This window comes from Streptomyces sp. Alt3, from assembly GCF_030719215.1.
In the GTDB taxonomy this organism is placed as follows: Bacteria; Actinomycetota; Actinomycetes; order Streptomycetales; family Streptomycetaceae; genus Streptomyces; species Streptomyces glycanivorans.
On sequence record NZ_CP120983.1, the window covers coordinates 6,323,780 to 6,337,499 of the forward strand.

Annotated in this window: 11 protein-coding genes and 1 pseudogene; 5 read left to right on the forward strand and 7 right to left on the reverse strand. The window is 71.3% G+C overall.

Annotated elements, in window-relative coordinates; genetic code table 11:
* Positions 1–12: 12 nt before the first annotated feature.
* The 5 genes and pseudogenes from P8A20_RS27880 to P8A20_RS27900 all read right to left on the reverse strand — a co-directional run bounded on the left by P8A20_RS27880 (position 13) and on the right by P8A20_RS27900 (position 4,857).
* Positions 13–951 (reverse strand): carbohydrate kinase family protein, encoded by a 939-nt coding sequence (locus tag P8A20_RS27880; protein WP_306104445.1) that lies wholly within the window; start codon positions 949–951, stop codon positions 13–15.
* Positions 948–1,901 (reverse strand): pseudouridine-5'-phosphate glycosidase, encoded by a 954-nt coding sequence (locus tag P8A20_RS27885; RefSeq protein WP_147962908.1) that lies wholly within the window; start codon positions 1,899–1,901, stop codon positions 948–950. The genes P8A20_RS27880 and P8A20_RS27885 overlap by 4 nt, the downstream gene beginning before the upstream one ends.
* Positions 1,902–1,969: 68 nt before the next feature.
* Positions 1,970–3,171, reverse strand: a pseudogene (locus P8A20_RS27890) (MFS transporter).
* 221 nt (positions 3,172–3,392) lie between these two features.
* Positions 3,393–3,935 carry a methylated-DNA--[protein]-cysteine S-methyltransferase gene (locus P8A20_RS27895; RefSeq protein ID WP_306104446.1) on the reverse strand — a complete coding sequence of 181 codons (543 nt, stop codon included), beginning with the start codon at positions 3,933–3,935 and terminating at the stop codon, positions 3,393–3,395.
* Positions 3,936–3,984: 49 nt separating this feature from the next.
* Positions 3,985–4,857, reverse strand: a complete 873-nt coding sequence (locus tag P8A20_RS27900; protein ID WP_147962905.1) for a glycerophosphodiester phosphodiesterase — start codon at positions 4,855–4,857, stop codon at positions 3,985–3,987.
* 214 nt (positions 4,858–5,071) lie between these two features.
* Here P8A20_RS27900 and P8A20_RS27905 point away from each other — a divergent pair, with 214 nt between their 5' ends.
* From P8A20_RS27905 to P8A20_RS27925, 5 genes are all read left to right on the forward strand, one after another.
* The gene (locus tag P8A20_RS27905; protein ID WP_147962904.1) at positions 5,072–5,944 is read left to right on the forward strand and encodes an MHYT domain-containing protein; all 873 of its coding nucleotides are present in this window, start codon (positions 5,072–5,074) and stop codon (positions 5,942–5,944) included.
* Positions 5,945–5,983: 39 nt separating this feature from the next.
* Positions 5,984–8,104 carry an excinuclease ABC subunit UvrB gene (gene uvrB / locus P8A20_RS27910; protein ID WP_306104447.1) on the forward strand — a complete coding sequence of 707 codons (2,121 nt, stop codon included), beginning with the start codon at positions 5,984–5,986 and terminating at the stop codon, positions 8,102–8,104.
* Between the two features lie 131 nt (positions 8,105–8,235).
* Positions 8,236–8,814 carry a TerD family protein gene (locus P8A20_RS27915; RefSeq protein ID WP_147962902.1) on the forward strand — a complete coding sequence of 193 codons (579 nt, stop codon included), beginning with the start codon at positions 8,236–8,238 and terminating at the stop codon, positions 8,812–8,814.
* Between the two features lie 132 nt (positions 8,815–8,946).
* Positions 8,947–10,899 carry a TerD family protein gene (locus P8A20_RS27920; protein WP_306104448.1) on the forward strand — a complete coding sequence of 651 codons (1,953 nt, stop codon included), beginning with the start codon at positions 8,947–8,949 and terminating at the stop codon, positions 10,897–10,899.
* A 267-nt stretch (positions 10,900–11,166) separates the two neighbouring features.
* Positions 11,167–12,189 (forward strand): TerC family protein, encoded by a 1,023-nt coding sequence (locus P8A20_RS27925; RefSeq protein WP_147962900.1) that lies wholly within the window; start codon positions 11,167–11,169, stop codon positions 12,187–12,189.
* 65 nt (positions 12,190–12,254) lie between these two features.
* On the opposite strand, the gene P8A20_RS27930 is transcribed toward P8A20_RS27925, so the two are convergent.
* Together P8A20_RS27930 and P8A20_RS27935 are read right to left on the reverse strand one after the other, a co-directional pair.
* Positions 12,255–12,911: an MBL fold metallo-hydrolase gene (locus tag P8A20_RS27930; RefSeq protein WP_306104449.1), complete on the reverse strand. Its 657-nt coding sequence runs from the start codon at positions 12,909–12,911 to the stop codon at positions 12,255–12,257.
* Between the two features lie 10 nt (positions 12,912–12,921).
* Entirely contained in the window at positions 12,922–13,611 is a 690-nt protein-coding gene (locus tag P8A20_RS27935) for a maleylpyruvate isomerase family mycothiol-dependent enzyme (RefSeq protein WP_147962898.1), read from the reverse strand.
* Between the last annotated feature and the right edge of the window lie 109 nt (positions 13,612–13,720).

The following is a 13,720-nucleotide window of genomic DNA, read 5'->3' on the forward strand; positions in this document are numbered from 1 at the left end:
CCCGGGGACTCCTCACACCGGGCGGCCCCCCACCGTCGCGACCGCTTCCGCCCCCGCCCGGCAGCCCGCCTCCGCTGCCGTGACGTCGGCGGCTCCGGCGACGAGGGCCGCGAGGAAACCGCCGGTGAACGCGTCACCCGCGCCCGTCGAGTCGACGGCGGCGCCCGCCGGCCGGGCGGGTACCCGCCCGGTCACCGTGCCGCCGGACGCCAGGAGGACACCCCGGTCTCCGAGGGTGACGGCGACCCGGCCGACATGTCGGCTCAGCTCGGCCGCGGCGTCCGCGGGATCCGGCAGGCCGGTCAGCTCCCGGGCCTCGTCCGCGTTCGGCAGCAGCAGATCGATTCCCTCGACCAGATCGAGGAACGCCGCGGCTCCCAGCTCGGCGAGGAATCCGGCCGAAGCGGGGTCCACACTGGCCGGGACCCCCCGCCGCCCGGCCTCCCGCAGCGCGAGTACCGCCGTCGCCCGGCTCGTCGGCCCGAAGAGGAGATAGCCGGACAGATGGAGCCGGGCCGCACCGTCGAGCAGCGAAGGCGCCCAGTCGCCGGGGGAGAGGCGCAGGACCGCCCCGCTGTCGGTGAGGAAGGTGCGCTCGGCCGACGAGTCGACCAGGGCCACCACCGTGCCGGTCGGGACGTCCTCGTCCACGCGCAGCAGCGCGCCCACCCCCGCCCGCCGCAGCGCCTCCCGGTGCCAGGCCGCGGACTCCGCCCCGGCCCGGGCGAGCAGCCGGACGTCCCGGCACCCCGAACGCACCGCCCAGCAGGCGACATTGGCGCCCGCGCCACCCGGCAGCGTGGTGATCCGCGCAGGTGTGTCCGTGCCGTGGCGCGGCGCCGACGCATGACGTACGAGCACATCGGTGACCACCTCCCCGACCACCAGCAGACCGCCCCCGGCCACTGCGGGCCGACCGCCCTCGGTCGCCGCGCCGCCGGCCGTGCTCACCGTGCGGCCGCCGCCACGGCGATCCGCGCGGCAAGCCGCACGTTGCCGCGCACGGCGGCGAGATTGGCCTCCAGGGACGCACCGGCCGTCTCCCGCATCAGATACTCCAGCAGGAACGGGGTGACGGCCTGCCCCGTGATGCCCCGCTCCCGACAGGCGTCCAGCGCCCCGGCGAGCACCCGGTCGTGCACCGCGGGGTCCAACTGCTCTTCCTGAGGCACGGGGTTGGCGACGATCAACGCCGTGGGCGGGCCGCCCAGTTCCTCCCTGGCCCGCATCACGGCGGCCACCTCCTCGGGGGTTCGGACCGTCCAGTCGACGGGTTCGCCGGAGCTGCTCAGATAGAAGCCGGGGAAGTGTTCCGTGCCGTAGCCCAGCACAGCCACGCCGAGCGTCTCCAGCCGCTGCAGCGTCGCGGGCACGTCCAGGATCGACTTCACGCCCGCGCACACCACCGTGATCCCCGTCCGGGCCAGCAACCGGAGGTCCGCCGACTCGTCCTGGGTCCGCGTCCACTCCCGGTGCACGCCGCCGAGGCCCCCGGTCGCGAAGACGCGCAGCCCGGCCCGCTCCGAGAGGAAGGCGGTCGCGGACACGGTGGTGGCGCCGCTCGCGCCCAGGGCCAGTGCGGGAGCGAGATCGCGGTGGCCCAGCTTGCGTACCCCCGGGTCCTCGGCGACCCGGGCCAACTGGGAATCTTCCAGGCCTACATGGGCCCGACCGTCCAGCACGGCGACCGTCGCGGGGACAGCGCCGCCCTTCCGTACGAGTTCCTCCAGCTCCCGGGCGACCTGGAGATTGCGGGGGCGTGGCAGTCCGTGCGCGATGATCGTCGACTCCAGGGCGACGACGGGCCGCTGTTCCTCGACGGCCTCCCTCACCTCCCCGGAGAGCACGGGGGAGCTGTGGCCGGTTTCCTGCGGCACGGGTGCCGGTGGATTCTGAGGCATGCCCCATCTCTGTCGCGGGGGCGGAGGCCGCAAACCCCCGGCGGGGGCGGGGCCGTCCGGGAGGCCGGTCAGACCTTCGCGGACTCCCCGGCCGTACGTCCCACCGCCCTGCGCAGCGCGAGCGCCGCCATCGGCAGGAGGAGACAGGCGACGACCGCGTTGAGCCAGCCATAGCCGAGCTGGGAGACGATCACACCGGCCACCGCGCCCCCGATGCCGGCCGACGCGTTCATCGTGAGGTCGGAGAACCCCTGCGCCGCGGCCCGCGCCGCCTGCGGCACGGAGTCGGTGAGCAGGGCCGATCCGGCGACCAGACCAGCCGACCAGCCGAGCCCCAGGACGAACAGCCCGGCGGCCGTCCGGGCGTGCCCGCCCCCGGACGTACCGGCCAACAGGGCCGCGCAGCACAGCAGTCCGGCGGCCAGTCCGATGACGGAGCAGGCCGGCCCGGTCGGCGAGGCGGCCCATGACAGGGGAGAACGCGTACATGCCCGCGATGTGTCCGCTGATGACCAGGCCGATCAGCTGGATGTCCGCGCCGTGGTGCCCCAGATGCACGGGGGTCATCACCATGACGGAGACCATCGCGGTGTGGGACACGGCGACGGTCACGAGTGCCAGCCGCGCCATCGGGGCCGCCCGCACCGCGGCGATGCCCGCCCGCAGCGAGCGGTCCGCCGCGGTCGCCGTGTCATCGGAGGCGAACGCCCTGGCGGTCAGCAGCGGGTCGGGGCGCAGCAGCACGGCCACCAGGGCCCCGGTGAGCAGGAAGATGACGAAGGCCCAGGCGAACGGGCCCGCGGTCTCGGGCACGACGGTGCCCCGGAACACCCCGCTCGCCGGGGCGGCGATGTTGGGGCCGAGCACCGAACCGATCGTGGCCGCCCAGATGACGTGGGAGATCGCCCGGCCGCGCCGCTCCGGCTCCGCGAGGTCGGCCGCCGCGAACCGCGCCTGGAGATTCGCCGACGAACCCGCGCCGAATCCGGCCATGCCGAGCAGCAGCAGGGGGAAGCTGTCCACGACGGCGGCGGTCACCACGAGGAAGGCTCCGAGCGCCCCGGTCAGATAGGCGAGGACGAGGCCGGGGCGCCCGGCCCCGCGAGGTCATCAGGGCGGCCAGCGGCAACGACAGCAGCGCGGTGCCCGCCACGGATGCCGTGGGCGCCAGCCCCGACAGTGCCTCGGAACCGCCCACCTCGGCCGCCAGGACCGGGGCGAGGGCGATACCGACGGCCACCCCCAGGCCGCCGAGTATCTGGCTGCCCATGAGCACGGCCGATGTCCGGCGCCGCAGCGCGGGCAGCTCGGCCGCCGTGATCCGGGATGAGGGGGAAGCTGTCGTCACCGCCGCAGTGTGCCAGCCCGCACCTCTGCGCGGCACCGGTCCGGCGAGGTGAATCGCGCGCACGGCAGGGGCCCCGTGCAGTGAGCCAGGGGGCACGCCCTCCCGCCCGGGGCAGCCGGTGTTCCGTGTGGGGCAGCCGGTGTTCAGAACAGCGGCTGCGGAAGTATCCCCTCGAGCGCCAGCAGCTGCCGCTTCGTCTCCGGCCCGCCCCCGAACCCGCCGAGCCCTCCGCCGCTCTCCACCACCCGGTGGCACGGAACCACCACCGGCAGCGGGTTGGAGCCCATGGCCGCCCCAACGGCCTGGGCGGCGCCCGGCAGGCCGGCCAGGGCCGCCAGGTCCCCGTACCCCACGACGGTGCCGTAGGGCACGCCGGACGCCAGCTCGCGCAGCACCTCGCGGTTGAAACCTGAGCTCAGCGACCAGTCCAGGCGGAGCGAGAACTCCCTCAGCTCCCCTGCGAAGTACGCGGCGAGCTGTCGCACCGGCTCGGCCAGCAGCGCGGAGTCCGTCTCCACGGGCTCCGCGCCCAGCCGTGTCCGCAACTGCCCGAGCGCCGCGTCCCGGACCGCCGGCCGGGCGTGGAAGGCCACGGTCACCAGACCCCTGCGGGTCGCGGCGAGCAGGAGCGGTCCGATGCCGCTGGGCACGACGGACCACTCCACGACCTGCTCGTCACTCTCCATGCGACCCACGGTACGGCCGGGCACCGACAACGCCGCCCCGTCGGACCGCTCAGCGGGTGGCGTCCCGCACGACGTCGGGGTTGTTGGTGATGATGCCGTCCACGCCGAAGCCGGCCACCTGGGCCGCCTTCGCCGCGTCGTTCACCGTCCAGGTGTTCACCCGCAGCGGCTTGCCATGGGCGCCCTTCAGCTTCTGGACCGCCGCGACGTAGTCGGCGCCGATCGTGGTGTGCGACGGATTGATCTGGTCCGTGAACGCCGCGTACGACGGCAGATCGGCCACGGCGGGGGTGCCGAGGAAGCCCGTGACGACGTCCGGGCGCTGGGCGTGGACAGTTTTCACACTCTCTGCACCGAAGCTCTGGATGATCAGCTTGTGCTTGACGTGGTTGCGGTCGAGCCAGCCCTCCTTGCGCAGGACGCGCAGGGTCTCCTTCTCGATGCCCGGGTAGATCTCCGGGCTCTTGATCTCCAGGAGCAGCTTCTGGTGGTTGCGCTCCAGCCGGTGCAGGTACTGCGTGAGCGTCGGCACCCGGGCCCCCGCGAATCCCGCGCCGAACCAGCTGCCCGCGTCCAGCTTCGCGATCTCCGCCGCCGTGAAGTCCTTGACCGCCCAGGGCGCACGGTCGGGGAAGACCTCCTCCGCGTCGGTGGTCCTGTTCAGGGTGGTGTCGTGCACGACGACCAGCACGCCGTCCTTGGTGAGCTGCACGTCGTTCTCCACCCACGCGATGCCCAGGTCGTCCGCCGCGTCCACGGCCGCCAGGGTGTTCTCCGGCGCGTAGGCGGACGCGCCGCGGTGGGCGTAGACGACCGGGCTGTCCTGGGTTCCCGTGGCCTGCGCCTGGGCGGCGGGCAGCAGGAAGCAGGTGCCGAGCAGGGCTGCTGCTGCACCGGAGGCGGTTGCTGTGCGTACGGACACGTGTACTCCTCGCGTCGAGATGCGGACAGGTCGAGACTCGCATCCGATCCCCAACGGAGGGGAGGAGGATCATGGCCATGTTGTGAACGGAATGTTGGGTACCGGATCCCCGGGGGGCCCGGAGGCGGATAAAATGCCGCTCTTATGTTTGCTTGCCGGGCCTTGCCCTTTAGGGTCACCCCGAACCCGGGCACACCGCGAAGGGCGTACCAGCATGCAGGGCACAGTTGACGGATTCACCTACGGTGCCGTGACCCCCGTCACGGCGTTCCTCATGGCGTGCCTCGGTGCTGCGCTCGGCCTCCGGTGCACCACGCGGTCCCTGCGAGCGCGAGGTACCTCCAGGGCCGGATGGCTGGCCCTCGGCGCGACCTCCATCGGTTCCGGCATCTGGACGATGCACTTCATCGCGATGCTGGGCTTCAGCGTCAGGGAGGCACCGGTCAGCTACGACAGGCCCCTCACCTACGCCAGCCTCGCCGTGGGCGTCGGGATGGTCGGGATCGGCATCTTCCTCGTCGGCTACCGGGGCGCGACCCGGATGGCACTGGTCACAGGCGGGACGATCACCGGTCTCGGGGTCGCCTCGATGCACTACCTCGGCATGGCCGGAATGAACTTCGGGGGAGTGTTCGAGTACGACACGCTCACGGTCTCGCTCTCCGTCGTCATCGCCGTGGTGGCCGCGACCACCGCGCTGTGGGCGGCGGTCTCGGTCCACGGCTTCCTTCCCAGCCTCGGCGCCAGCGTCGTCATGGGCGTGGCGGTGAGCGGGATGCACTACACCGGGATGGCCGCGCTCCAGGTACACCTGCACCCCGACGCCGCACCCGCGCCGCCCGGTGAGGCACCCACCTCGCTGCTCCTGCCGATGATGATCGGGCCGGGCTGCTTCCTGCTGCTCGCCGCGGTGGTCGTGATGATCGACCCCCTGGTGGTGTCCGGTACCCCCGAGGAAGCAGGCCGGCGGCCGGCTCGGACCCTCCCGCGCGGCGGGCCGGTCACCCCGATCCCCGTCCAGCGCCGCCGCACCCCGCACTACGCGACCACCGCGCGCAAGGGCTCCCGGCCGCCGCGGAGCCGCTGATCCCCGGCCGTTGTCAGTGGGGGGTCGTACGGTGGTTGCATGCGGCCAGTCTCGAAGATCGAACGTTCGGTGGCGCCTTTCGAGGTCGTCAGTCCCTACCAGCCCAGCGGCGACCAGCCCACGGCCATCGCCGAGCTGGACCGGCGCGTCCGCGCAGGTGAGAAGGATGTCGTCCTGCTCGGCGCGACGGGCACGGGCAAGTCGGCGACGACCGCCTGGATGATCGAGAAGCTGCAGCGCCCCACCCTGGTGATGGCGCCGAACAAGACGCTGGCCGCCCAGCTGGCCAACGAGTTCCGCGAGCTCCTCCCGAACAACGCCGTCGAGTACTTCGTCTCGTACTACGACTACTACCAGCCCGAGGCGTACGTCCCCCAGTCGGACACCTACATCGAGAAGGACTCCTCGATCAACGAGGAGGTCGAGCGGCTGCGGCACTCCGCGACGAACTCGCTGCTCACCCGGCGGGACGTCGTCGTGGTCGCCTCGGTCTCCTGCATCTACGGCCTGGGCACCCCGCAGGAGTACGTGGACCGCATGGTCCAGCTCAAGGTCGGCGACGAGATCGACCGTGACCAGCTGCTGCGCCGCTTCGTCGAGATCCAGTACACCCGCAACGACCTCGCGTTCACCCGTGGGACCTTCCGGGTGCGCGGCGACACCATCGAGATCTTCCCGGTGTACGAGGAGCTCGCCGTCCGGATCGAGATGTTCGGCGACGAGATCGAGGCGCTCTCGACCCTCCACCCGCTCACCGGCGAGGTCATCAGCGAGGACGCCTCACTCCACGTCTTCCCCGCCAGCCACTACGTGGCGGGTCCCGAGCGCATGGAGAAGGCCGTCACCGGCATCGAGAAGGAGCTGGAGGAGCGTCTCGCCGAGCTGGAGAAGCAGGGCAAGATGCTGGAGGCCCAGCGGCTGCGCATGCGCACCACGTACGACATCGAGATGCTCCGCCAGATCGGCACCTGCTCGGGCGTCGAGAACTACTCGATGCACTTCGACGGCCGCCTCCCGGGTACCGCCCCCAACACCCTCCTCGACTACTTCCCCGAGGACTTCCTCCTCGTCCTGGACGAGTCGCACGTCACCGTCCCGCAGATCGGCGCGATGTACGAGGGCGACGCCTCCCGCAAGCGGACCCTCGTCGACCATGGATTCCGACTGCCCTCGGCGCTGGACAACCGGCCGCTGAAGTGGGAGGAGTTCCTGGGCAGGATCGACCAGACGGTGTACCTCTCCGCCACCCCGGGGAAGTACGAGCTGTCGCGCGGTGACGGCTTCGTCGAGCAGATCATCCGGCCCACCGGTCTCGTCGACCCGGAGGTCGTCGTCAAGCCGACCGAGGGCCAGATCGACGACCTGGTCCACGAGATCCGCAAGCGGACCGAGAAGGACGAGCGCGTCCTGGTCACCACCCTCACGAAGAAGATGTCCGAGGACCTCACCGACTACTTCCTCGAGCTGGGCATCCAGGTCCGCTACCTCCACAGCGACGTCGACACGCTGCGCCGTATCGAGCTGCTGCGTGAGCTGCGCTCCGGTGAGTACGACGTCCTGGTGGGCATCAACCTCCTGCGTGAGGGCCTCGACCTGCCCGAGGTGTCGCTCGTGGCGATCCTCGACGCGGACAAGCAGGGCTTCCTGCGCTCCGGCACCTCGCTGATCCAGACCATCGGACGTGCCGCCCGTAACGTCTCGGGTCAGGTCCACATGTACGCGGACAAGGTCACCCCGGCCATGGCGCAGGCCATCGACGAGACCAACCGCCGGCGCGAGAAGCAGATCGCCTACAACACCGAGCGGGGCGTCGATCCGCAGCCGCTCCGCAAGAAGATCAACGACATCGTCGCGTCCATCGCGCGCGAGGAGGTCGACACCGAGCAGCTGCTCGGTACCGGCTACCGGCAGGCAAAGGACACCAAGGCACCCGTCCCCTCGCTGGGCGGCAAGGCCGGCGCGGGGGCCAAGGCGAAGAAGGACGGCGCGGTGGTCACCGACCGGCCCGCCACGGAGCTCGCGGGGATCATCGAGGAGATGACGGACCGCATGCGGGCCGCCGCCGCCGACCTGCAGTTCGAGGTGGCCGCCCGGCTGCGCGACGAGGTGGGCGAGCTGAAGAAGGAACTGCGTCAGATGAGGGAGGCGGGGCTGGCCTGACCTGTGGGGTTCGCAGTGTTGCAGGACCGACACAAAAACGGCCCTTCACTCCTTCCTCCCTCATGGGACTGCGTAGGGTGCGGGGAAGCCGCGCACCGACGGGTGCGGGGCAAGCGGAGAGGGGACAGCGCGTGACGGTCAACATGACCAAGGGCCAGGCCATCAGCCTGACGAAGAGCGACGGGGGGACCCTGACCGCGGTACGGATGGGGCTCGGCTGGCAGGCGGCCCCGCGCCGCGGGCTGTTCGGCTCGCGCACCCGGGAGATCGACCTGGACGCCTCGGCGGTGCTCTTCGCCGACAAGCAGCCCGTGGACGTCGTGTTCTTCCGCCACCTGGTCAGCGACGACGGTTCGGTCAAGCACACCGGCGACAACCTGGTCGGCGGCGCCGGCTCCGGTGGCGACGACGAGGCGATCCTGGTCGACCTCCAGCGGGTCCCGGTCCACATCGACCAGATCGTCTTCACGGTGAACTCCTTCACCGGCCAGACGTTCCAGGAAGTGCAGAACGCCTTCTGCCGCATCGTCGACGAGACCAACGGTCAGGAGCTGGCCCGCTACACGCTGGACGGCGGCGGCCAGTACACGGCGCAGATCATGGCGAAGGTGCACCGCGCGGGCGGTGGCTGGCAGATGACGGCTCTGGGCAACCCGGCCAACGGCCGGACCTTCCAGGACCTGATGCCGGCGATCCTGCCGCACCTGTAGGCACCGCACGGGCAAGTACCGGCCCGACGAACGCGTACGAGCAGCTCCCGGAGGCACCCGCCGCCGGGAGCTGCGGCCATGGCGGGGCACCGCAACGCAGGGCACCACAACGAACGTCGAGGGGACAGGGCGATGACGGCCGAGCTGGTCCGGGGGCAGAACCACACGTTGCCCCAGACCCGTCTGGAGATCAGGGTGTCGGCGGGCTCACCCGTCGTGGCCGGGGCCACGCTCGGGGACGAGCGGGGCACGGTCCGCGGCGCCGGGTGGATCGCCCATCCCGCCTCGCACCGGGTTCCCGGACTGGAGGTGTCCCGGCAGGCGGCGGCCGACCACCGGCTGGCCGTGGACCTGGACGCCCTGCCCGCCGAGGTGCACCGGGTCACCGTGGTCCTGGCACTGCCCATGGGAGCCGGACGGCCGGTCAGCTTCGGCGCTGTCGCCGCGCCCTTCGTCGCCGTCACCGGACTCGACGGCACCGAGATAGCCACGTTCACCCTCACCGGACTGGACACCGAGTCGGCCGTGTCCGCCCTGGAGCTGTACCGCCGTCAGGGCGCCTGGAAGGTCCGCGCCGTCGGCCAGGGCTACGCCGCCGGGCTCGCGGGTCTGTTCGCCGACCAGGGGGTCGCGGAGGCGGTGGAGACCGCCGCCGCCATCCAGGAGGCCGTCGCCTCCGGGCTCGCCCGTTCCGTGACACCGCCGCCCCGGGCCACCGAGGGTGAGCGGGTGCGCCACCCCGCGGGCCCGGCCGCCGCAGGAGCACAGGCCCCGGCATCGCCGTCCCCCGAGGCGCCTGAGGCACAGCAGCCCCCTGAGCCGCTGGGCGACCCCACGAGCCCGCGCACGGAGGCTCCCGGCGGCCCCATCGACTACGCGCACCCCCGGCGCCGGACCTCGGCGCCGCCCCCGCCGCCTCCGACGGCGCCACCTGCGGAGCCCGGGCAGCCCGCGCGGCCCGTCGCCGGTGACGCCACCGGCTGGTCCATGGACGAGCGTCTCTACAACCAGATCTGGGGCATGTTCGAGGACCTCGCCCGCGCCGTCGCCGCCTGTCGCAGCGCCGTCGACTTCGCCGAGTCCCGGATGGACCAGGAGCTGGAACGGACCCTTTCCGACCCGCGCAACCGCATCGGCGGCGCGGGCGACCGTGCCCGGGAGGCGGCCCGGGCCAAGCGCGACGAACTCGCCGGGCGGGCACGGGAGGCGCTGGAGCGCGATCTCGCCCAGCTCGCCGCCGAGTCCGCTGTCGTGGAGCCCGCTCTCCCCGCGGCCTACGCGGGCTGGGACAACCCCGTCTGGCACGGCTACCGCGTCCCGATGGAGATCCCGATGGCCCTGCGCATCGGAGACCTCAATCTGAGCGAGGCCCCCGATCTGCGCATCCCGCTGCTGGTGCGGCTTCCCCTGGAGCGCGGGATCTGGATCGACAGCGGGCGTACGGCCTCCGAGGTGGCTGCCTCGACGACCGGGGACCAGCTGCGTGGCCTGGCCATGGAGACCGCGGTCACCCTGGCCGCGCGGCTGCTCGCGGTCTACCCGGCGGACGAGTTCTCCGTGCACGTCATCGACCCGGCCGGTTCCGCCGCGGGACCGCTCTCGCCCCTTGTCGGATCCGGGGTTCTCGCCGGTCCGCCGGCCGCCGGGGCCGGAGGCGTGGCGTCGGTCCTCGCCCATCTCACCCGGCGCGTCGACCTGGTGCAGATGGCGATCAGGGCCGGCGCCGCGGACGCGCTGCCCCCGGACCTCGACACGGGGGAGCATCTGCTGATCGTCAACGACTTCCCGCACGGCTTCGACGACAGGGCCGTCACCCAGCTGCGCTATCTGGCCGACGAGGGCCCCTCGGTCGGGGTGCACCTGCTGATGGTGGCGGACCGCGAGGACGCCCGTGCCTACGGCCCCGTGCTCGACCCGCTGTGGCGGTCCCTGCTGCGGATCACCCCCGTGGCCGACGATCACCTCGCCGACCCCTGGGTGGGCCACGCGTGGACGTACGAGCCGCTGAGGACGCCGCAGGGCAGCCGGGTCCTGGAGCAGGTGCTCGCCCTGGTGGCCGAGGCGCGGCGTGGAGGCCGCCGCTGAGACGGGGTGACAGCGGATCACGGATCCCGTCCAACTGCTCCGACCTGGCTTTTTGATCATCACTTGGCACGGACTTTACCTTTTCTTGGTGCTTCCTGTACTGTCCTTGGTGCGGAGGGGAGTACTCCCGATCGCGGCGTTCCCGTCAGTACGGACTGTGACCGGTCCCGGGGCGTCGGCCCGGCGCGCATCCCGCGCTCCCGGGTGGAAGAGACCTCCGGCAGCGACGACGCTGATCTATAGCCGTAGCGAACTGCCGGAGGCGCAGTGGACGTTTCATGGACCCTTTGGACGCTGACCATTCTCGGTCTCGTCGCCCTCATCTCCGTCGACTTCTTCATCGGGCGCAAGCCTCATGACGTGTCGACCAAGGAAGCCGGAATCTGGACCATCGTCTGGATCACCCTGGCCGCTCTCTTCGGACTGGGCCTGCTGGTCTTCGGCGAGAGTCAGGCCTCGGGAGAGTTCTTCGCCGGCTTCATCACCGAGAAGTCGCTCAGTGTCGACAACCTCTTCGTCTTCGTCCTGATCATGGCGAAGTTCTCGGTGCCCTCCCACCTCCAGCAGCGGGTGCTGCTCGTCGGTGTGCTGATCGCGCTGGTGCTGCGGGCGATCTTCATCGCCGCCGGCGCCGCGGTCATCGCCAACTTCTCGTGGGTCTTCTACATCTTCGGCGCGTTCCTGATCTACACCGCCTGGAAGCTGATCCAGGAGGCGCGGGCCGACGAGGAGGAGGACGACTTCGAGGAGAACCGTCTCCTGAAGTCGATCGAGCACCGCTTCGGTGTCGCCGACAAGTACCACGGGACCAAGCTCTTCATCCGGAACAACGGCAAGCGCATCATGACCCCCCTGATGGTGGTCATGCTCGCCATCGGCACCACCGATGTGCTCTTCGCGCTGGACTCCATCCCGGCGATCTTCGGCCTGACCCAGGACCCGTACATCGTCTTCACCGCGAACGCCTTCGCCCTGATGGGCCTGCGTCAGCTGTACTTCCTCATCGGCGGTCTGCTGAAGAAGCTGGTCCACCTCAGCTACGGGCTCTCGGTGATCCTCGGGTTCATCGGCGTCAAGCTGGTGCTGCACGCCCTGCACGAGTCCGGGGTGCACGTCCCGGAGATCTCCATCCCGTTCTCCCTCACCGTCATCTGCGGCGTCCTGGTGATCACCACGATCACCAGCCTCATCGCCACCAGGAAGCAGGAAGCGGCCGAGAAGGACGCGGGGAAGCGCCCGGAGACGGGCGAGCAGACGGACAGCAGCGAGAACGTCGGCGCGGAGAAGTAGCGCCGGGCGGACACACCGACGGCCGGGGCCCCGAGGGGCACCCGGCCGTCGGCCGTCCCAAGGGGTCACCAGCCGCGCTCACGCCACTGCGGCAGGTGAGGGCGCTCGGCGCCGAGCGTGGTGTCGTGACCGTGCCCCGGGTAGACCCACGTCTCGTCCGGCAGCCGGTCGAACAGCTTGGTCTCCACGTCGTGGAGCAGGCTCGCGAACGCCTCCGGGTCCTTGTGCGTATTGCCTACGCCGCCGGGGAAGAGGCAGTCCCCCGTGAACACGTGCGGGGCTCCGTGCGGGGCGTCGTACACCAGGGCGATGGACCCCGGGGTGTGGCCGGTCAGGTGCCTGGCGGTCAGCGTGACCCGGCCCACCCGGATCGTGCCGTCGTCCTCGACGAGCTCGTCGGTGGGGACCGGGATGCCCTCGGCGTCGTACCTCCCGGCGTACGTCCGCGCCCCGGTGGCCGCGACCACCTCGCCGAGGGCCTGCCAGTGGTCACCGTGCCGGTGCGTCGTGACGACCGAGGCGATGCCGTCCTCGCCGATCAGCCGCAGCAGGACGCCGGCCTCGGCGGCCGCGTCGATCAGGAGCTGCTCGCCGGTGGCCCGGCAGCGCAGCAGATAGGCGTTGTTGTTCATCGGGCCGACGGCGACCTTGGAGATCATCAGATCCGTCAGCTCGTGCACATCGGCAGGTCCGCCGACCTTGACCGTTCCGCTGTACGTCATGTGACGCAGCCTATAGCGGGGGCAGCGCCGGGAGACCGCCGCCGTCCACCGTCAGTGCCGAGCCGTCACGGCGTCCGCAGAGCCAGCCCAGGATGTCGGTGGCCGTTCCCCGGACGGTGACCGCGGCGCCGTCGGAGCCGCCGCCCGTGGTCCACAGCTGTCCGTCCTCGGTGACCGCGGTCGTGGGGACGACGTCGGGGTGCCCCGCGAACCGCTGCGCCAGGAAGTCGTTCTCCCGGATCACGAACTCCTCCGGCAGGGCCTCCAGCTCGTACCCCACCCCCAGGTCGACGTGGTGCAGCTCCACCTCGATCAGGCGGCGGAAAGGAATCCGGGACGCCGAATCCGTCACACCGTTGCGCAGGGTGACCGTGCGTTCCCGGTCCGCCGGCGCCTCGGCCACGGCGATGAAGGCCGCGGCGCTCGCCCGCAGGTCGGCGACCTGCTCGGCCAGGGGCCGGGGGGCGTCACGCTCGATGTCGGCGTCCCGGGTTTCGCTGTTCGCGTACATCGGGCGCCCCTGGAGAACATTTGCGAGGGCGTCGGCGTTACGTGACAGGTGGGCAAGAACATGGCCGCGGCTCCAGCCCGGCAGACGCGACGGCTCGGCAAGGAAGCCGTCGTCCATCTTGCCCGTGGCACCGAGCAGCCGATCGGTCGCTTCACGTACAGCTTCCAGGTCGCGCGCATGATCAGTCATGGGCCGAGCGTAGACCCCGCCACTCGTTCGGGTGATGGAGTCTTCGGTCGACCGTAAATCGAATGCGCGTGCTATACGCTCGGAGTCGAAAGCTTCGTACATCGCTGTG